Source organism: Klebsiella quasipneumoniae subsp. quasipneumoniae (genome assembly GCF_020525925.1).
Classification (GTDB): Bacteria; Pseudomonadota; Gammaproteobacteria; order Enterobacterales; family Enterobacteriaceae; genus Klebsiella; species Klebsiella quasipneumoniae.
Window position 1 is genome coordinate 2,270,578 of sequence record NZ_CP084876.1, and the last position, 18,582, is coordinate 2,289,159.

General features: G+C 58.4%; 22 protein-coding genes and 3 tRNA genes. 7 read left to right on the top strand and 18 right to left on the bottom strand.

The genetic code is table 11. The features are described 5' to 3' along the window. Positions 1-39 precede the first annotated feature (39 nt). The 3 genes from LGM20_RS10995 to LGM20_RS11005 all read right to left on the bottom strand — a co-directional run bounded on the left by LGM20_RS10995 (position 40) and on the right by LGM20_RS11005 (position 3,186). Entirely contained in the window at positions 40-1,743 is a 1,704-nt protein-coding gene (locus LGM20_RS10995; protein ID WP_044523596.1) for an ABC transporter substrate-binding protein, read from the bottom strand. 344 nt (positions 1,744-2,087) lie between these two features. Beyond that, a complete protein-coding gene (locus LGM20_RS11000; protein WP_044523595.1) occupies positions 2,088-2,771 on the bottom strand; it encodes a CatA-like O-acetyltransferase, family 1 in 684 nt (227 codons plus the stop codon). 31 nt (positions 2,772-2,802) lie between these two features. Beyond that, on the bottom strand, positions 2,803-3,186 hold the full coding sequence (locus tag LGM20_RS11005; protein ID WP_032453134.1) for a VOC family protein: 384 nt from the start codon (positions 3,184-3,186) through the stop codon (positions 2,803-2,805). 90 nt (positions 3,187-3,276) lie between these two features. Between LGM20_RS11005 and LGM20_RS11010 the strand changes: the two genes are divergently transcribed. Continuing rightward, positions 3,277-4,047: a DeoR/GlpR family DNA-binding transcription regulator gene (locus tag LGM20_RS11010; protein WP_032453133.1), complete on the top strand. Its 771-nt coding sequence runs from the start codon at positions 3,277-3,279 to the stop codon at positions 4,045-4,047. A 3-nt stretch (positions 4,048-4,050) separates the two neighbouring features. On the opposite strand, the gene LGM20_RS11015 is transcribed toward LGM20_RS11010, so the two are convergent. Beyond that, positions 4,051-4,680: a LysE family translocator gene (locus LGM20_RS11015; RefSeq protein WP_044523593.1), complete on the bottom strand. Its 630-nt coding sequence runs from the start codon at positions 4,678-4,680 to the stop codon at positions 4,051-4,053. 249 nt (positions 4,681-4,929) lie between these two features. Here LGM20_RS11015 and LGM20_RS11020 point away from each other — a divergent pair, with 249 nt between their 5' ends. After that, entirely contained in the window at positions 4,930-5,565 is a 636-nt protein-coding gene (locus LGM20_RS11020) for a carbonic anhydrase (protein ID WP_023289965.1), read from the top strand. Positions 5,566-5,612: 47 nt separating this feature from the next. Here the strand turns inward: LGM20_RS11020 and LGM20_RS11025 are convergent, their stop codons facing one another. The 4 genes from LGM20_RS11025 to LGM20_RS11040 form a co-directional block, all read right to left on the bottom strand. Next, the gene (locus LGM20_RS11025; RefSeq protein WP_199912730.1) at positions 5,613-6,629 is read right to left on the bottom strand and encodes a zinc-dependent alcohol dehydrogenase family protein; all 1,017 of its coding nucleotides are present in this window, start codon (positions 6,627-6,629) and stop codon (positions 5,613-5,615) included. A 152-nt stretch (positions 6,630-6,781) separates the two neighbouring features. Next, the gene (locus tag LGM20_RS11030) at positions 6,782-6,991 is read right to left on the bottom strand and encodes a YdgH/BhsA/McbA-like domain containing protein (RefSeq protein WP_004202908.1); all 210 of its coding nucleotides are present in this window, start codon (positions 6,989-6,991) and stop codon (positions 6,782-6,784) included. Between the two features lie 84 nt (positions 6,992-7,075). Beyond that, entirely contained in the window at positions 7,076-7,792 is a 717-nt protein-coding gene (locus LGM20_RS11035) for a hypothetical protein (protein ID WP_044523591.1), read from the bottom strand. A 45-nt stretch (positions 7,793-7,837) separates the two neighbouring features. Continuing rightward, positions 7,838-8,272: a winged helix-turn-helix domain-containing protein gene (locus LGM20_RS11040; RefSeq protein WP_023289962.1), complete on the bottom strand. Its 435-nt coding sequence runs from the start codon at positions 8,270-8,272 to the stop codon at positions 7,838-7,840. A gap of 400 nt (positions 8,273-8,672) precedes the next feature. Here LGM20_RS11040 and LGM20_RS11045 point away from each other — a divergent pair, with 400 nt between their 5' ends. Continuing rightward, positions 8,673-8,822, top strand: coding sequence for a hypothetical protein (locus tag LGM20_RS11045; protein WP_023289961.1), 150 nt, complete (start codon positions 8,673-8,675; stop codon positions 8,820-8,822). Between the two features lie 87 nt (positions 8,823-8,909). Here the strand turns inward: LGM20_RS11045 and LGM20_RS11050 are convergent, their stop codons facing one another. Next, positions 8,910-9,746, bottom strand: coding sequence for an MBL fold metallo-hydrolase (locus LGM20_RS11050; RefSeq protein ID WP_044523586.1), 837 nt, complete (start codon positions 9,744-9,746; stop codon positions 8,910-8,912). Positions 9,747-9,753: 7 nt separating this feature from the next. Further along, on the bottom strand, positions 9,754-10,269 hold the full coding sequence (locus tag LGM20_RS11055; RefSeq protein WP_023289959.1) for a hypothetical protein: 516 nt from the start codon (positions 10,267-10,269) through the stop codon (positions 9,754-9,756). A gap of 156 nt (positions 10,270-10,425) precedes the next feature. Here LGM20_RS11055 and LGM20_RS11060 point away from each other — a divergent pair, with 156 nt between their 5' ends. Beyond that, the gene (locus LGM20_RS11060; RefSeq protein WP_044523585.1) at positions 10,426-11,310 is read left to right on the top strand and encodes a LysR substrate-binding domain-containing protein; all 885 of its coding nucleotides are present in this window, start codon (positions 10,426-10,428) and stop codon (positions 11,308-11,310) included. Here the strand turns inward: LGM20_RS11060 and LGM20_RS11065 are convergent. Next, a complete protein-coding gene (locus LGM20_RS11065) occupies positions 11,307-12,233 on the bottom strand; it encodes an AraC family transcriptional regulator (RefSeq protein WP_044523584.1) in 927 nt (308 codons plus the stop codon). The genes LGM20_RS11060 and LGM20_RS11065 overlap by 4 nt on opposite strands. A gap of 98 nt (positions 12,234-12,331) precedes the next feature. Between LGM20_RS11065 and LGM20_RS11070 the strand changes: the two genes are divergently transcribed. Beyond that, the gene (locus LGM20_RS11070; protein ID WP_044523583.1) at positions 12,332-13,084 is read left to right on the top strand and encodes an SDR family oxidoreductase; all 753 of its coding nucleotides are present in this window, start codon (positions 12,332-12,334) and stop codon (positions 13,082-13,084) included. 121 nt (positions 13,085-13,205) lie between these two features. Here the strand turns inward: LGM20_RS11070 and LGM20_RS11075 are convergent. The 3 genes from LGM20_RS11075 to LGM20_RS11085 all read right to left on the bottom strand — a co-directional run bounded on the left by LGM20_RS11075 (position 13,206) and on the right by LGM20_RS11085 (position 13,444). Then, positions 13,206-13,282 (bottom strand) — tRNA-Val (locus tag LGM20_RS11075). 4 nt (positions 13,283-13,286) lie between these two features. Continuing rightward, a tRNA-Val gene (locus tag LGM20_RS11080) sits at positions 13,287-13,363 on the bottom strand. Between the two features lie 4 nt (positions 13,364-13,367). Then, positions 13,368-13,444: transfer RNA gene (locus tag LGM20_RS11085), tRNA-Val, on the bottom strand. Between the two features lie 253 nt (positions 13,445-13,697). Between LGM20_RS11085 and LGM20_RS11090 the strand changes: the two genes are divergently transcribed. Continuing rightward, positions 13,698-14,276 carry an LOG family protein gene (locus tag LGM20_RS11090; protein ID WP_044523581.1) on the top strand — a complete coding sequence of 193 codons (579 nt, stop codon included), beginning with the start codon at positions 13,698-13,700 and terminating at the stop codon, positions 14,274-14,276. Here the strand turns inward: LGM20_RS11090 and ydgU are convergent. The 3 genes from ydgU to mdtK all read right to left on the bottom strand — a co-directional run bounded on the left by ydgU (position 14,269) and on the right by mdtK (position 16,375). Further along, positions 14,269-14,352, bottom strand: a complete 84-nt coding sequence (gene ydgU / locus LGM20_RS26695; RefSeq protein WP_099441282.1) for a small membrane protein YdgU — start codon at positions 14,350-14,352, stop codon at positions 14,269-14,271. The genes LGM20_RS11090 and ydgU overlap by 8 nt on opposite strands. Positions 14,353-14,416: 64 nt before the next feature. Continuing rightward, positions 14,417-14,824: an acid resistance repetitive basic protein Asr gene (gene asr, locus LGM20_RS11095; RefSeq protein ID WP_044523578.1), complete on the bottom strand. Its 408-nt coding sequence runs from the start codon at positions 14,822-14,824 to the stop codon at positions 14,417-14,419. A gap of 177 nt (positions 14,825-15,001) precedes the next feature. Further along, positions 15,002-16,375, bottom strand: a complete 1,374-nt coding sequence (gene mdtK / locus LGM20_RS11100) for an MdtK family multidrug efflux MATE transporter (protein WP_023289948.1) — start codon at positions 16,373-16,375, stop codon at positions 15,002-15,004. Positions 16,376-16,604: 229 nt separating this feature from the next. Here mdtK and LGM20_RS11105 point away from each other — a divergent pair, with 229 nt between their 5' ends. After that, entirely contained in the window at positions 16,605-17,240 is a 636-nt protein-coding gene (locus LGM20_RS11105) for a riboflavin synthase (RefSeq protein WP_023289947.1), read from the top strand. Between the two features lie 36 nt (positions 17,241-17,276). Here LGM20_RS11105 and cfa read toward each other — a convergent pair whose 3' ends face one another. After that, a complete protein-coding gene (gene cfa / locus LGM20_RS11110) occupies positions 17,277-18,425 on the bottom strand; it encodes a cyclopropane fatty acyl phospholipid synthase (RefSeq protein WP_023289946.1) in 1,149 nt (382 codons plus the stop codon). Positions 18,426-18,582: the final 157 nt, after the last annotated feature.

Here is an 18,582-nt window from a genome sequence, read left to right on the forward strand (position 1 = left end):
TCTCGCATCAGCCGCCGGTTAACCCGGCGGCCAGGGGATTTACTTGACGATTTTCACATCCGGCAGGCTGCCGGTCAGGCCGTTGTAGATATCCGGTTTAAAGCCGGTGACGCGGGCGCTGCTGGCGGAAAGAATGTTGCGATAGCCGAGCAGGATCACCGGCGGATCGTCGGCCAGCACTTTGTACAGCTGGTGATAGATCGGCTTGCGCTGTTCGATGTCGAGCACCGCGTTGCCGGCGTTAATCAGCTTATCGACCTCCGCGTTGTGGTAGCCGGACGCTTTCGCTTCGCTGCTGTAGAAATCCCATACCCCATCGTGCGGGTCGTTGAGGGTGCTGGTGCTGAACGAAGCCAGATCGTAATTTCCGGCTTTGCGCTGCGCCATCAGGGCGTTGAAATCCACCACCTGCGGCTTAAGCAGCACGCCGATCTGCCGCCAGTTCTCTTTGGCGATGGGGATCAACGCATCGTTGAGCACCTTCTTGCTCACCAGCAGGGTCAGCTCCAGACGCTGGCCCTCTTTGACGCGGATACCGTCGGCGCCAGCTTTCCAGCCGGCCTCATCCAGCAGCTTTTTCGCCTGCGCCGGATCGTAAGGGTAAGGATTGACGCCTTCTGCGTTAAAGGCCCAGGAGATAGGGGCGATCGGCTCGATGGCGACTTTGCCGTACCCCTGATAGACCACGTCGATCAGCTTTTGCCGGTCCAGGCCGTAAATCAGCGCCTGGCGCACCCGCTTATCCTGCAGCGCCGGGCGATGAACGTTGAATTCCACCTGGCTGTAGTCGCTGGAGCCGTAAAGGTTAATGTTGGCGAAGCCGAGCATCTTCAGCTGTTCGATATCGTCAGGACGTGAGGTAAAGGCGTCGTAGTCGGTCTCCCCGGTCTGGAACAGCTGGAAGTTGGTCGACGGATTGGTTACGCGATAGATAAAACGCGGCGTTGGCGGCGTCCCACGGTAAAAGTGGCTATTGGCATGGAAGCGAATTTCCTGACCGGGAATATAGGTATCGTACACGTAAGGGCCGTTGCCCAGCGGCTTGCCGTGCAGTGAGCGCAGATAGTCGAGATTTCCCCGCTGATATCCTTTGCCGTACCAGGCTTTCGACAACACCGGCCCGCCAATTTTGGCCAGCGTGGTGGCGCCTGGCTGGGTGGTGGTCACCTGCAGGGTGAGCGGGTCGATGACCTTCAGACCGCTGACGCGGTCAGCCTTGCCGGCTTTGTATTCTGCGCCGCCGGCGATATTGGCCAGAGTGATGTCGGTATCGCCATCATATTTGGGGTCGAGCAGGACCGTCAGGGTAAAGGCGACATCTTCCGCCGTCAGCGGTGAACCGTCGCTGAAGGTCAGGCCAGGGCGCAATTTGATGGTATAAACTTTACTGTCCGGGCTGACCGTCCAGCTCTCCGCCAGCCCCGGGACCAGCTTGCCCTGGCTGTCCCAGTCGATCAGGCGTGAAAAAATGACGTTAGTGACGTTTTCATCCCAGCCGTTGACGAAAAAGTAGGGGTTGAAGATCCCCTGCGGCTCGGAGATCCCGGCCACTACCGTGTCTTTGCGCAGCTTAGCGCTGGCCGGGATCTGACTGGCGTCGGCGGCCGGGGTGATGCCTTCTTTCAGGAGACCCTCAGCAAAGACGGCAGAAGAAAATGCTACCACGCCGCCGAGCAGGGCCACTTTTAGCGCCAGGGCAAAGCGGGTTTTTCTGGTTTTTAATCCTTGTTGTAATCTGGACAAAAGTGCTACCTCATCAAGTGATTGCGTGGTGATTTACAATTCATGACGAAAGATAAGAGGCGCACTTCGCCCTGTCTAACACTGAAACGCTATGATTTATAACCAATTATCCTTAGCAAAGGTTCGGCAATATAATCCCATTCTCTGGCTATGAAGCAGTGGTTTCCGCTGCCCGATGAGAGTGGGCCAGCATGCTATCCGCGACCCAGCCTTTCCATCGCGAGGTTCTGAACAGGCGTCACACCTGCGCGGTATTCGCCGGATGGGCGAGAACGATGAGAGTGGACCCGTACCGACCGCCGTGTACGGCGTAAGGCACCGTGACGGTCGGTTCCGGGCAGACGTTAACGCTCCTTCGCCGCAGGGGGAAGCAGTGAGGGGGCGGTTGCGGCTAACGGCTGCCAGAGCCGCTCGGGGTCGCGAAACCCCTCTTCGATGAGGGCATAAAAGCGGCTGGCGTGGAGACCGTCGACGAAGGCATGGTTAAATCGCCCGGCCACCGGGATCATGCCGTTCTGCAGCTTCCCCCAGGTGAGCGCCGGAACCGCGGCGCCCACCGCGTATTCCGCATGGGTCATCGAGGTGAAGTGGAGCCACGGCAGACAGCTGGCGCAGATAAAATGTTCGCCATCGACGATGAGCGGCGCAGGCGATGTCTCTCTTGCCGCGACGATCTTTGGCGTTGCCGCGGCGCTGAAGGTGGTGAACTCGGGAGCGTTGTCGCACCATACCTGGCGGAAGCCCTCCTCGACGGTCATCACCGGCGTCATGACCGCCAGACTGTCATATTCAATCACCTCGCCATTGCGCATGCGCTGTCGGAGCTGCGGTACCCCGTTAGCCGCGCGCAGCAGGGCATAGAGCGCGAGCTGAAAAAACGAGACCCGACGGTCCTTCGCACATTCGTACAGGCGCTGCGCCTCTATCGGAACGCAGAGATTAAAGCTGGGGTTGGCAAATTGTCGGTAAAAGGTGAAATGGTCCCGGCGGGGCCAGGCCGCGGTGTCGATGATCCGGTAATGTGCCATGGATGCCTCCTTATGGCTGGCGGTCTGCTGACTATGCGACGATTTCAATCAGGTTGCCATCGGGATCGGCGATCACCGCCTCATAATAGCCGTCGCCGGTGGTGCGCGGCGGTGAAACCAGTATTCCCGCCGCGCCGGCGCGCTGGGCAAGGGCATCGACCTGTTCTGCGCCGCCCACCGAGAGGGCCAGGTGCGCCCAGCCGGTATGGTTATTATCGGCGCTGGCCTGCTGCAGGCCAGGCTTGGTCATCAGCTCGATCACCACCTCGTCGTCGATGGTGACAAAATAGGAGGCAAAGCCGGGATTGGTCTGGCTGAGGTATTTTTCATTGATGCTTGCGGCAAAGAACTCGACCCAGAACCGGGCCTGAGCCTCAAGCCGTTGGGTCCACAGGGCGAAATGGGCAATTTTCATGGTAAACCTCCGGGCAGGAACATTGACAATCACGGCAGGGCAGACGATCATGCTTGCTGTTGCTCGTTTATGATGATTTAAGGAGTTTCTTTGCTCGATTATGCTGCTTTTCCTCAACAGCGACAAGCGCTGATTTGCCAGATCCTGCAGGAAAACGGCAGGGTGGTGTGTGCGGAGCTGGCGGCGCGTCTTCAGGTGTCTGAGCACACCATCCGCCGCGATCTGCATGAGCTTAGCCGCGAAGGCGTCTGTAAAAAAGTCTACGGCGGGGCGGTGTTGAGCCTGCCGGAAGCGGGAGATTACAGTGAACGGAAAGATAAAAACCGAGCAACAAAACTCAGGATCGCGCAGCAGTGCGCCCGGCTGGTGAAACCCGGCGGCATCCTTTTCATTGATACCGGCACCACCAATCTGGCGATGGCCGAGGCGCTGCCCGCCGAGCTGGCGCTGACGGTGGTAACGAACTCTCCGGAGATCGCCGCGGTACTGGTGAAAAAGCCGCTCTACGAGGTGGTGATGCTCGGCGGCCAGGTGCAGCGGGCGAGCGGGGGCTGCGTTGGGGCCGCGGCGGTGGCTCAGGTGCAGGGGATGTTATTCGACCAGGGGTTTATCGGCGGCTGCGCCATGGCGCCAGAGTCGGGCCTGACCGGCTTTGACTATGCCGACTGCGAGTTTAAGAAAGCGGTGATTAAGCAGTGCAGCGAAATTATCATCGGCCTGACCTCGGATAAAATTCCGGCGGTGGCGCGATTCGTGGTGGCCGCGAGCAGCGATATCGATGTGCTGGTGGTGGAGGAGAACATCAGTCGCGAATATCGCGTTGCCTTTCAGCAACACGATATTCGCATCCATACCGTGTAGCCGCTAGCGGGTGAGGGAGGTGGCGATAAGCCGTAGTCCCAGCGCCCCCAGCACCGTCGCGGTGGCGATATCGATTCGCCGCTTCAGCCGCAGGTAGACCCGACGCGGACGATCAGCGGAGAGTACCAGCGCCACCAGCGAATACCAGCTGACGTCGATCAGGAAACTCATCAGCGGCACGATGTAATAGAAGGCGGTGGGGATCTGCGCCGGCAGCACGGCGGTAAAAATCGAGGCAAACACCAGCGCGGTTTTGGGATTGCTCAACTGAGTATACAGCCCGTCGCGGAAAGTCTTCAGCAACGAACGGTTGCCGGCCATGCCGCTGGCGGAAAAATCCATCGGCTGCGCCGAACCGCGGAAAATCTTATAGCCCAACCATAGCAGGTAGAGCCCGCCCGCTACTTTCAAGCCAATAAACAGCTCCGGCACCGCGGTGAGCACCTTCTGCAGGCCCAGCATCGCCATAATAGAAAAAATGGCGGCGCCGGCGCCGGTGCCCAGGGCGGTCACCAGACCGTGCAGACGCGAGCGGGCGACCGCATTGCGCGCGACAAAAATAAAGCTCGGGCCGGGACTGATCACCCCCATGATCAGCACCGCGGCAAGGGCCATCAGGCTGGATAAGAACATAGCAACTCCTGGTATGTCCGCCGCCGGCAGGCGGTCGGCAACGTGGGGACGGTACGAGCAAACAGAGTAACAAACTGGCTCAGGAAAGCACGTGAAAACCCTGTGGAAAAGGCGAGGCTGAACGGGCATCCGCGGCGCGCGTTTTCTGCGCAACTGTTTGAATAACGATTCCCATTCCTGTCAGCGATGGTAAACTGAATAACTGTGATCTTTGTCATACCGTAATAACTACAGAGAAGAGACACTGCTATGCAACATATCATTGAGGGCTTCCTCAACTTCCAGAAAGAGATCTTCCCCCAGCGTAAAGAGCTCTTCCGCAGCCTGGCCTCCAGCCAGAATCCCAAAGCGCTTTTCATCTCCTGCTCTGACAGCCGTCTGGTGCCGGAACTGGTTACCCAGCAGGAGCCGGGACAGCTCTTTGTTATTCGTAATGCCGGGAATATCGTGCCGTCTTTCGGGCCGGAGCCGGGCGGTGTATCTGCGACCATTGAGTATGCCGTGGTTGCGCTGGGCGTGACGGATATCGTAATCTGCGGCCACTCTAACTGCGGGGCGATGAAAGCGATCGCCACCTGCCAGTGCCTGGAGCCGATGCCGGCGGTGTCTCACTGGCTGCGCTACGCTGATGCTGCGAAAGCGGTGGTGGAAAAGAAAACCTGGGCCAGCGAAACCGATAAGGTCAACGGCATGGTGCAGGAAAACGTCATCGCTCAGCTGAACAACATCAAAACCCATCCGTCGGTGGCGGTCGGTCTTCGCGACCAGACCCTGCGCCTGCACGGCTGGTTCTATGACATTGAAAGCGGCGAGATTCAGGCGCTGGATAAAAACACCAAATCCTTTGTTTCGCTGTCAGAAAATCCGGACGTCTTTTTCGAATAAAGCCGTTCCCAGGGCATGGAGGCCCTGTTCATCTCATCTCCTCACCACTACCACTCAACGCAAATTTTGCCGAAATGGGCGCCGCTTTGCAGATAGCGGAAGGCGTCTGGTAAGGCCGCAAAATCAAACACTTTATCGATGACCGGCCGCGACGCCTGCAGGTTCAGCGCGTTGACGTAGTCCTGTTGTTGCCGGCGATGACCCACCACCAGCCCCTGCAGTCGGGCCTGTTTACTCATCAGCAGATGGGTGGGCACATGACCTTCGAAGCCAGTCAGGACGCCGATCAGCGCGATGTGTCCGCCAACACTGACGGCCTCGAACGACTGGCCCAGGGTGCCCGGTCCGCCGAGCTCCAGGATAATATCGGCCCCGCGATGACCGGTGATGTCCTGCACCGTAGCGCCCCAGGCCGGGGTGGTGCGGTAATTGATGAGATGGTCAGCCCCCAGGGCGCGCGCGCGGGCGAGCTTTTCATCGGATGAGGAGGTGACGATGACCTGCGCGCCCATGCTTTTCGCCAGCTGCAGGGCGGTTATCGACACGCCGCCGGTGCCGAGCGTCAGCACCGTATCGCCCGCTTTTAGCCGCCCCTCCACCACCAGCGCGCGCCAGGCGGTGAGGCCGGAGGTGGTGATCGTCGCCGCCTCCCTGAAGCTCCATCCGTCAGGCGCATGGGTAAAATGACTGGCCGGTCTGACTACATACTGGCAGGCGAACCCCTCGGCGCCGTCGCCCGGCGTCTGGCTGAAGTCCTTCACCTGCGGGCCCGGACGGCCATCCAGCCACTGCGGGAAAAAGCCAGCGACCACCCGGTCGCCTGGCTGAAACTCGCTGACCCCGGCGCCAACCGCTTCGACCACCCCCGCGCCGTCAGCCATCAGGATCCGCCGATCGGCAGTGGGAATCACCCCCGTCGCTACCAGCAAATCGTGATAGTTCAGGGAGGTGGCGTGTAGCACTACGCGGATCTCGCCTGCCGCCGGCGCGCCGGGGTCGGCAAGATCGACAAGCTGCAGATTGTCCAGCGAACCGGGTTTGTTGACGATCCAGGCTTTCATCATGGGGCTCTCTTTTCCAGGGGATGCGCTAAGTATTGGCCCGTCATCGGCTGAACGCCACAGCGCGTCGGTCAGGAAATCACTGCCCGGAGAAAGAGGCGAAAAAAAAGCGCCGTTTTTGACGGCGCTTTGTTAATCGCGAAAGAGTGAAGAGATTATTTGCTCAGCTCAGCCGTCATATGAACGCGATTATTAAACTGGGCGCTGGTGATTTTATAGGACGCACCCTGCTCAGCGGCCTGGGCGGCGATTTTGGCTTCTGCACGGTCCAGGGTGGAGGCGGTGGCGCTGACGCTCTGGGCGAAGCTGACGGAAGAGAACAGCGACAGTGCAGCAACAGCAACGAAAGTTTTGATGGATTTCATGGTCGTATTCCTTAATCTGGTGTCTGATATAGGGCTTGTCGCCCTGATGTGATAAAGAATACGCGCAACGCCGGGCGGTTAAAATCAAAACAATTTGCGAAACTCATTCAAATAATATGAATGATTTTCGGCCGGTCGCGATGCAGCACGTCGTTGCCGGGCTGGCCGTAGCCCTGGTCTATAGCAACTCAGATCGGCGCAGAGGCGGCTAAACGTGGCCTCCGCGGTCATAAAATGATGAAAATGGGTATGGCTGACGAGGCGAAAATTACTTTTGATCCGCTCCAGTCCGTTGTAAACCCGCTTGCGATTGACGCCCAGCGTGTCTGCCATCTGATTAATCGACTGGCCGCCGACCACGCCACGGATCATCTGCATCTCCAGGTCATTGAGTGGGGCTCGCAGACGGGAGGAGCGACTCTGACGCTGATGGCGCGGCGCGAAAGGGCGGCTGCGATCTGCCAGACGGAGCAGAAGGCGGCGGATCTCCTGAACGCTTTCCCGCTGGCTGACCCACAGGAGGGTATCCGCGTAAAAGGCACGTCCGCGTTTGACGTTGTTGGCGGAGGTAAATCCGACCACCAGGCCGGGATAGCGCTGGGCTAATTCAGCAGCGGCCTGATAATCGTGATAGTTTTCCAGCGCTAAAATAATCACATCCAGCCCGGCCGGATCGGGCAGATGGCTGAGCGGCAGTGAATGAATAATGTTCAGACCGGGCAAGGTTTCCTGAATATCTCTGAAACACTGGGCGAGGCCGATATTAAAATAAATATTATTGCTGTGAATTAAAATATTCAAAGAATAAACCCTGTTACAAGCGATCTAAACGGCGCGGGAAGGAGATTAGCTGCGAACCAGAAGTTTATTCATATCAGCAGGCGAGGTGTTTATATAATTCATCATGCCCGGCGGTTTGAAGGAATAAATTTCGGCTACACAAGCAGGATTAATATAATACCCTGCGCACTTAACGCGGATAATTAACACGCTTTCGACCCCCGCCTGGTTTAAGCGAGATTTTAAGGTCTGAATGACCTGCCATAATCGCTGCGCGGACGGACGGAGATTATTTTTCTCCCAGACGTTAATCATTAACTCTTCATCACTGACCAGACGTTCTCTGCCATGCGCCAGCAAATATTCCAGTAAACACGCCATGGTGCTGCGCAGCTGAACTTGCGTTCGCGTCCCACGTAACGCGATAATTTCCCGATGATGCAGGCAGTAGAAAATATTATCCGCTAACTTATAGCCAAGTAGTTTATAGCCTGTAGTCATCCATCACTCCCTGACAAATCCCCGTATTGCCGGTGCAGAGTACCCGCCTGCGGCGGTCTGACCAAGTGAATTTTATGAGCTAGAATAATCAAAACAATTAGCCACATTCGCATACATAACTAGAATAAAAATCTGATAAAATCGCTCACTTCTGTTGGATTATGTGGTATAGGAAAAGTCTTAATCAAGCGGTGCGCGAAGTTAAACGGTTGAAAATATAGGTGGTGGAAACAAAAAATTGCATTTACCTTGATCTAGATCAATTTTATGCCTTTCAGGTGGCAATCACCATTTACATAGCAAAACAAAGATTGAAATAACAACGTTTAAGTGATGATAAGCTGATTCTGAACTTATGGAATTACCCAGGGAACTGTTCATTACTTTTCAGGAGCGTTTTATGGTCATTGCAACTCGTAAGCCTCTGTGCAACAAACGCTGGGCCGCCAGCCCGGCCTCTCAGGATCTTCAGTTGACCCAGCTGCGTCACCCCTGGGTCGCCACCACAGCCAGCTGCAAAAGTAAAAAAGGCTGGAAGCGCCGCGGTTAACGGCTAATCCACTTCCCCAGACACCACGCCCCGGTCGCGTTAATGCCACGACCGGGGTTTTGCTGCGATCGGTGTTCTGCGCGAAGGTCACACCGGGCGCAGGCAGTAGCCTGAGGCGGTATTCTCCACGCTGGCGAATCCCGGCAGGCCAAGGTGCATACCGGCGACGAGCCACCGCTCGCTGGCGGCCTGGCGCAGGAGACTTTCCCGTGTACGCCGCGCCTGGTCAGGATCGACGTCAAAGGCCACCGATGCCTCTGGCCGGGCGCTCTGGATCGAGGGAAAGTGGACGATATCCCCCCAGATCAGCAGCGACGTTCCGCCCGCCTCGAGGCGATATCCGGTATGCCCCGGCGTATGGCCGGGCAGGGGACATGGTCGGATCCCGGCGATCCGCTCTGCTTCATCTATAGCACGAATTTGCGTCGCGCAGATCGCCATTACGCGCCGGACGAGCAGCACGTTGCGTTGTCCACGCTCGCTGGCGTTGTCCAGTGTCGACGGCGCCAGCCAGTAAGCGCTTTCCCGCGAGGGCAGGAACACCCTGGCGTTGGGATAAGCCGGTGTACCGGCGGCGGTCAGCAGGCCGCCGATATGGTCCGGGTGCGCGTGGGTGAGGAGGATGGTGTCAATGTCCTCAGGGCGCACGCCGAGCAGCGCCAGATTGGCGATAAGCGCGCCGCCGACGCCGTTGGCCCCGCCGGTGCCGGTATCCACCAGCACAGTGTGCCCGCGTCCGCGGATCAGGTAAGCGCCGATCTCAATGATCTCCGGCGAGATTAACCCGGCCTGGCGCTGCAGACGCGCCGCCTCTTCAGGGGCAATCCCCGCCAGTAACGTCAGCGGCGCCGCCATCTGGCCATCACTGATGGCGCTTATCGTCAGGTCGCCTGCTGTCAGGGAATAAAAGGGAGCTGGTGTCATGTTGACCTCACGCTTGCTCCGCCGGGTGACGCAACCGGGCGGTAATGGGCTGATAGACAAAGACGGCGGCCGTGGCGGCGTGGTGATGCAGGTCGTCACGCGGGACGATGGCGGCATAGCGGGTATGCCGGGTGGCCAGACCGCCGGGCTGCAGGACGACCGGCGCAGCGACGGGCAGGGCTTCCGCGGTATCGCTCAGCAGCAGCACCTCGTCCGGAGCAACCTCCCGCAGCGCGTTAGTTGTGAGATAGAGATGGCGATGCCAGTCGGCGATCGCCGATTGCCAGCGGGCAAAATGACCGCCGCCGTTGCGGCGATAGGCGTCGCTGTCGATGACGGCGGCATCGCGGATATCGTGTAGCGCCAGGTAGCGAGGGCAGCCCTCGCTGAGCGCGCAGAAGCGCTGGGAGGCATGAAAACCGGGCACTGAGACCAGCGCCGGTAATTTTTCCAGATTGTAAAAGGTATTCCACGCCGCTTCGCTTTGCGGGTCGGTGTAGGCGCATTCGACGACATAGAGCATAGTGACCTCGAGAGATAGATGATTGAGCGCATAAGGCGCTTCAGTGAATTTACTTCATCCTATCTGGCGAAAATGGCGCTGAAAAACGATGTTTATTCAAGACTCAGTGATATTCTGTCACTGACTTTCAGTCAGCCCGCACAAGGAGCATTGGCTATGCGTCGTAAAATTCCCAGCAGCGCTGCGCTACTGGCCTTTGAGGCCGCCGCCCGCCACGGCAACTTTGCCCGCGCGGCGGCGGAGCTCGCGTTAACGGAAGGGGCCATCAGCCGGCAGATCGCCCGTCTGGAAGCGCTCCTCGACAGCAAACTATTCGACAGAATCGGGAGCCGGGTACGGCTCAATCCGGCCGGCGCCCGCTATGCCAGACAGGTCCGCGAGATCCTCAGCAGGCTGGAGCGGGAAACCCTCGACGTCAGCGGGATGCCGGCCGATGGCCGCAGTCTGGAGATCGCCGTGCTCCCCACCTTCGCCAGCCGCTGGCTCATCCCCCGCCTCGGGCAGTTCACGGCGCAGCATCCGCATATCGTGGTCAATATCGCCGCTCGCAGCGACCCCTTCATTCTGCCGGGCAGCGGATTTGATGCGGCTATCCATTTTGATCACCCGGCGTGGACCGGAATGGATGTGACGTTTTTGTTTGCGGAGTATCTGCTGCCGGTCTGTCATGCTGCGCTGCTGACGGATAACGATCTCCCGGGGCTGCTGAACCGGCTGCCGCGCATTCATCGGCGGCAAAATCCGGATGCCTGGCTGCACTATGCCCGGGAGTGTGGTCTGGCGCTGGATAACCCGGCGCAGGGGCCGCGCTATGATCTGCATGAGATGGCGATCGCTGCGGTACTCAGCCAGCAGGGCGTGGCCCTGGTGCCGAAGATGTATGTGGAGAGCGAGCTGCGTAACGGGACGCTGGTCGCCCCTTGGCCGGGTTCCACGACGCTGGCCAAGCGCTTCTGCCTGATCAAACCCGGCGGCGGCGAGGGGGAGCCTGCGCTGCAGGCGTTTGAGCGCTGGCTGCAGACGACGATTGCGGCAGGTTAGCTTAAGGCGGGCCCGGGCGTACGCTGCGCCGCCCGCTGGCGGGCATATTTGCCCGGCGATGTCCCGGCATAGCGGGTAAAAGCCACGCTGAACGCGCTGGCCGAGCCATAGCCGAGGCGCTCGGCGATATCCGCCATGCTGATGCCCGGCTCTCCCAGCCACCGCATCGCCAGGGTCATGCGCCAGCTCAACAGATAGCCCATCGGGGTCATTCCGGTCAGGCCGGTAAAGCGTTCAAACAACGTCGAGCGAGACAGCGCGCAGTCGGCGGCCAGGGCGTTGACGGTCCAGCGTCTGGCGGGGGCCTCATGCAGCAGACGGATTGCCTGGGCGATCCGCGGGTCGCTCAGGCCGCGCACCAGGCCTGGGGTGGCGAGTGTTTCGCAGGAGCGGATGGCCTCGATAAACAGCAGCTCAACCATCCGCGCCAGAACGAAAGATTTACCTGCGCGATCCGCCTGGGCTTCCTCTTTCAGCAGTCCGACAAAGGTGGCCAGCCGCGGCTGGTCGCGAACCACCACCAGGGCGGGCAGCAGCGAGGTCAGCAGGCTGGCGTTATCCGAATCGGCAGCGCAGTGGCCAATCAGCGCCAGCATCTCCGCCGGCTGGTCGAGGGCTCCCAGGCGAAAGTATTCCTCCGCCAGTTTCACCGGAGTGGTCTCCAGCGCCGGTGAAGGCGGTGGGGTCAGGCTGGTAAGCGCGAAGCGGTACGCCGCCGGGATCAACATAAAATCTCCGGCGCGCAGGGTCTGCGGCGGATGCTGGTCTATTTCCAGCCGACAGCCTCCTTCCAGCACCACGCCATAGAACGACATGCCCTGGTCCGAGCGAATGACGCGCCATTCTCCCGCCCCCTCAATGGTTTTGGTCAGCACCGCTCTGAGATTTAGCATCGCAATGATTTCCGCCAGCGGGTCGCTCATTTCCGGACTCCTGCTAAAGAATGATGGATTATTGACCCTATATCGTCCGGAGCGGGCTGTCTATGATGAAAAGGAAGAAGCCAATCGGAGACAGAGAGATGCAAACGATTATGATCACCGGCTGTTCATCGGGTTTTGGCCTGGAGACGGCGCGTTATTTTCTTGAACAGGGCTGGAAGGTTATCGCCACGATGCGGGTTCTGCGAGAGGATCTGTTGCCAGCCAGCGACCGTCTGCGGCTGGTGCGCCTTGACGTCACCTCAGCGCAGAGTATCGCCGAGGCGATTGCCGAGGCCGGAGAGATTGATGTTCTGGTCAATAACGCCGGAGTGGGGATGCTCAACGCCCTGGAGGGGGCGTCGCGCGAGGCGATAGCGAACCTGTTTGCCACCAATACTCTTGGGACTATCGCCATGACCCAGGGGGTACTTCCCCGGTTCAGAGCGCGCCGTAGCGGGACGATCGTGAATATCACCTCGGCGGTCACCCTACAGCCGATGCCCCTGCTGGCGGTCTATACCGCGAGTAAGGCGGCGGTGAACGCCTTCACGGCGTCCCTGGCGCTGGAGCTGCGGCCCTTCAATATTCGCGTCGGGGTGATCCTGCCGGGACGCGATCCCCAGACCCGCTTCGGGGAAAACGCGCGTCGAACGATGGGCCACCTCCCGGAGAGCTATGCGGCGCTTGGCCAGCAGATCCTCGACAGCATCCAGGAAAACGCCAGCGTGACGCGGGCTGTCGATGTGGCTCAGGCCGTCTGGCGAATAGTGAACGATCCTGATGCCCCTTCGCGGCTGCCGGCAGGGGAAGATGCCCTGGCGATGGCGCAGGCCAGTCGGAGTCGCGAATAATCGGCTTTAGCTTTGTCGTTGGCAGGGTTCGATAACGTTCAGGCGGGAAGCGCAGAAGGCGTGCGTTTTCCGGTCAAGATGCTGCAGGGTAATGTTGAGAGGGAATGATAAGAAACAAGATTGGTGCGTCTGAATGGACTCGAACCATCGACCCCCACCATGTCAAGGTGGTGCTCTAACCAACTGAGCTACAGACGCATTATGGTGCGTTTAATTGGACTCGAACCAACGACCCCCACCATGTCAAGGTGGTGCTCTAACCAACTGAGCTATAAACGCATAATGGTGCGTTCGATTGGACTCGAACCAACGACCCCCACCATGTCAAGGTGGTGCTCTAACCAACTGAGCTACGAACGCAATGTTGTGGTGACAACGGGGACGCATATTAGCGGCAGGCAGGGGATGTGGCAAGAGGTAAACGTCACTTTTCTTGTACATTGCTTGCGATTGCGGATCTTTTACCCATTCCGGCGATATTTTACTGAACCACAAGGATATTTCTTCGCCAGCAGGCGCCTCGCCTCTCTTTTCTCCGCGGGTCTCAACCTGCGCACAAAGGTTGCCGTTGTGTTAAATTATCGCCCACCAGAAGAGAGGAGTAATAACGAAGATGAAATCGATAGGTATTTTCTGCGGTTCTTCAGCTGGCGAACATCCGCTGTATCTCGACACTGCCCGACGGGTTGGCCACACGCTGGCGCAGAAGGGACTGGCTGTTGTCTATGGCGGCGGCAAAGTTGGCTTGATGGGGGCGGTTGCCGATGCGGCGCTTGAGGCCGGGGGCGTGGTGATTGGCGTGATGCCGCGCGGCCTGGTGGAACGGGAAATTGCCCACCGCGGGTTGACGGAGCTGCATGTGGTTGAGGATATGCACGAACGGAAAACCAAAATGGCGGCGCTGGCCGACGGCTTTATTGCTCTGCCGGGCGGAGCGGGGACGCTGGAAGAAATTTTCGAACAGTGGACCTGGGCGCAGCTGGGCATCCATGAAAAGCCGTGCGCATTTCTGAATATTAAAGGGTATTACGATCCGCTGCAGGCGATGGTCAATAACATGGTGCGGGAAGGGTTTATGCACCCGCGCTACGCGGAGATGCTGCCGTTTGCTGCCTCGGCAGAGGAGATTATCGCCGGTTTTCGCGACTATACGCCGCCGGCGCGTAAATGGGTTCAGCAGCCCGCTATTTAAACATCAAGCGAAGGGTAAACAGCGCGCAGACGATGAGCAGAACCAACAGCAATTCGAAGCGATAACGTTGCAGCATGATGTCCTCCTGAAAAAAAACCGGCGCTATTCAGCGCCGGTTTATCACCTTAACGCTCTGACCGTTATGCCGCCGGTTGTACCGCCGGTTTGGCTGCGTGGTGCGCCGCTTTGTGGTGCTTCTTCGCCGCCTGGGCTTTCTGCGCTACAGCCGGTTTCGCTGCGGCTTTGTGGTGCTTCTTCGCCGCCTGGGCTTTCTGCGCTACAGCCGGTTTCGCTGCGGCTTTATGGTGCTTCTTCGCCGCCTGGGCTTTCTGCGCTACAGCCGGTTTCGCTGCGGCTTTATGGTGTTTCTTCGCTGCCTGGGCTTTCTGTTCGGCTGCCGGTTTCGCCGCCGCTTTATGATGTTTCTTGTGATGAACGGTGGTGTGGCTGGCTGCGGCAGCCGGGGTGGTGGTCGCGGCATCGGCGGCGAAAGCAACAGATGACAGACCCATAGCAGCGGCAACAACCAGAGCTAATACTTTTTTCATGCTGAAATCCTCGAATTGGTTTCCTGAGTAACCCCACTGCGGGGCTGTTGGCCACACTATATGCATCTCCGGGGCGCTCATCAGTGAGTCTTTGGTGTCGGGGAGTAACGGAATGTACAACGCCGGAACAAAACTGAAGAAAGAAAAAGCCCGCCGGGGTGGCGGGCTTTGGCAGGATTAGCGCGCGGCGCGCTGTAAGATAGTGCTGGAGGGCTGGCGCTGCAGAAAACGCATCCGCAGCATCATCATAATGGCGGCGGAGGTCAGGCCGATGATAAATCCGCACCAGAAGCCGGCGGGCCCCATGCGGGGGACAATCACGTCGGTCAGCGCCAGCAGGTAGCCGCTGGGCAAACCCAGCACCCAGTACGCGGTAAAGGTGATAAAAAAGATAGACCGCGTATCTTTATAGCCACGCAGGATACCGCTGCCGATCACCTGAATGGAGTCGGAGATCTGGTAGACCGCCGCCAGCAGCATCAGATGCGAGGCCAGCATCACCACCTCAGGGTTATCGTTATACAGCAGGGCAATCTGCTTACGCATCAGCACGGTAAAGATAGCGGTAAACACCGCCAGACAGACGCCCACGCCCACGCCCGTGCGGGCGGAAACCTGGGCATCGATCGTTGAGCCCTGGCCGAGGCGGAAGCCGACGCGAATGGTGACCGCGGCCGCCAGCGACAGCGGCAGAACGAACATCAGCGAGCTGAAGTTCAGCGCAATCTGGTGGCCGGCGACGTCAATGATCCCGAGCGGAGAGACCAGCAGCGCGACGACGGCAAACAGGGTCACTTCGAAGAACAGCGCCAGGGCGATGGGCAGCCCCAGCTGCACCAACCGCAGCAGAACGGCGAAATCGGGGCCGCTGAAGCCCTCGGCGCAGCGGATATCGCGCATCGAACGCGCCCGGCGCACCCACCACAGCATGCTGGCGAACATCACCCAATAAACGGAGGCCGTCGCCACGCCGCAGCCGACGCCGCCCAGCTCCGGCATGCCAAAATGGCCATAGATAAAGATGTAGTTCACCGGAATGTTGACCAGTAAACCGATAAAGCCCATGACCATCCCGGGCTTGGTTTTCGCCAGCCCTTCACACTGGTTACGGGCGACCTGGAAGAACAGGTAGCCCGGCGCTCCCCACAGCAGCGCGCGAAGATAGCCAACCGCTTTTTCCGCCAGCAGCGGATCGATGTTGTGCATGGAGCTGATGATATACCCGGCATTCCACAGCACAATCATGATCAGCACCGAGACCAGCCCCGCCAGCCAGAAGCCCTGACGCACCTGCGGCGCGATACGCTCCCGCCGCCCGGAGCCATTGAGCTGCGCCACTACCGGGGTCAGCGCCAGCAGCAGCCCGTGGCCGAAGAGAATGGCCGGTAGCCAGATGGAGGTCCCGATGGCCACCGCGGCCATATCGGTGGCGCTGTAGCCGCCCGCCATCACGGTATCGACAAAACCCATCGCCGTCTGCGCCACTTGCGCAAGAATGACGGGTATAGCCAGAGCTAATAACTGACGCGCTTCAATGAAATACTTCTGCACGTGAACACCTTTGTATTGTTGTTTTTTTGAGACTAAAAAAGCCGCCGTAACTGGCAGCAAGGGGATAAAAATGAGGAAATTCCAGTCTATTGTAGCGAGGATTAGCCATTAAGCCAGTGAAAAAAGAGTCGAGGCACGAAGCGCGCTGGCAACCGCTCAGCCCTCCTGTTATTGTTCCCGATAGCGAAAACGGTAATGATACCGTCATGATTTTCAACAGGAGCCAAACATGTTTACTGGTATTGTTCAGGGAACCGCGAAAGTGGTCTCCATTGATGATAAACCCAATTTTCGCACCCACGTGGTGGAGCTGCCGGCGCATATGCTGGAGGGGCTCGAAACCGGGGCATCGGTAGCCAACAACGGCTGCTGCCTGACGGTGACCGACATCAACGGCGCGCGCATCAGCTTCGATCTGATGAAAGAGACGCTGCGGATTACCAACCTCGGCGATATTCAGGTCGGGGATGAAGTCAATGTCGAGCGGGCGGCGAAATTCAGTGATGAAATCGGCGGGCATTTGATGTCCGGCCATATTATGACCACGGCGGAAATCGTGAAGATCCTCACTTCCGAAAATAACCGTCAGATCTGGTTTAAAGTACAGGATCCGACGCTGATGAAATATATCCTTTATAAAGGATTCATCGGTATCGATGGCATCAGCCTGACGGTAGGTGAGGTGACGGCAACCCGATTCTGCGTGCATCTTATTCCGGAGACGCTGCAGCGGACCACGCTGGGGGCGAAGAAGCTGGGCGACCGCGTCAATATCGAGATCGACCCGCAAACCCAGGCGGTTGTCGATACGGTTGAACGCGTGCTGGCGGCGAAAGAGGTCGCGGCTAAGGTCAGTGAAGCCTGACAAAAAATCCCCCGCCGGTGAGCGGGGGAGTGTTTTTTAACGGGCGACGCGCAGTCCGTGTTCAATCCCGCGCGAGAACACCACCTGCCAGAGCTGAATGTCGCGGGCGCGGAAGGCGCCGGCGCAGGCGTTCAGGTAATAACTGAACATGCGTTTGAAACGCTCAGAATAGTTATCGGCAATTTCCGGCCAGCTGGCGAGGAAACGCTCATACCAGGCCATCAGGGTGGTGTCATAATCGGCGCCGAAGTTGTGCCAGTCTTCCATCACAAAGTGCTTCTCGCTGGCATCGGCGATCTGCCGTACCGAGGGCAGGCAGCCGTTGGGGAAGATATATTTATTGATCCACGGGTCAACGTTATGGTCGGTGACTTTGGAACCGATGGTGTGCAGTAAGAAGCGGCCGTTGGGTTTCAAATTACGATCGGCGACCTCAAAGTAGGTGGCGTAATTTTTGGGACCCACGTGTTCGAACATGCCGACGGAGACGATGCGGTCGAAGCTGTCGTGCAGATCGCGATAATCCTGAAGACGAATATCCACGTCAAGGCCATCGCAGCGCGCCTGGGCCATCTTTTGCTGTTCGGCGGAGATGGTCACGCCGACAACGCTCACCTGGTAATTCCGCGCCATATATTCGGCAAGACCGCCCCAGCCGCAGCCGATATCCAGCACTCGCATGCCTGGCTCGAGCTCCAGCTTACGGCAGATGAGATCCAGCTTATCCTGCTGCGCGGCTTCGAGGGTCTGCGCCTCTTTCCAGTACCCGCAGGAATATTGCATGTAGGGATCCAGCATCCGGCTGAAAAGATCGTTGCCGAGGTCATAGTGTTCTTTGCCGACGATCCAGGCGCGTTTTTTACTTTGCAGGTTAAACAGGCGAGCGCCTGCGATGCGGAGTGTGTCTTTGAAATGGTGAGGGAGTTGTTTTTCCAGCCCGGCGCGGAGCACTTTATGGAAGAATATATCCAGACGCTCGCAGTCCCACCAGCCGTCCATATAGCTTTCGCCTAAACCCAGCGACCCCTCCTGCAATACGCGTTTAAAAAAAAGAGGGTTTTTAATCCGCAGGTCTGACGGCGCGGAGCCATTGATTTCAATTCCCGCACGGCCCAACAATTCAGCTGCAATCCGGTACCAGTCATCATTTGGTACACTTACTTCTTCTATACACGATGAACTCATAGCTTCTCCATCACGCCCAAGTGATCAGAACCTTAAAACAGCGTAGACGCTTTTTTGGCTTTGTGAGAAATCTCACGGATAATCCGTGAAGTCGCTATCCGACGTAGAACAGAGGAAGGGAGATAACCCTTGCCGAAAGGCCTTCCATGGTGAAACG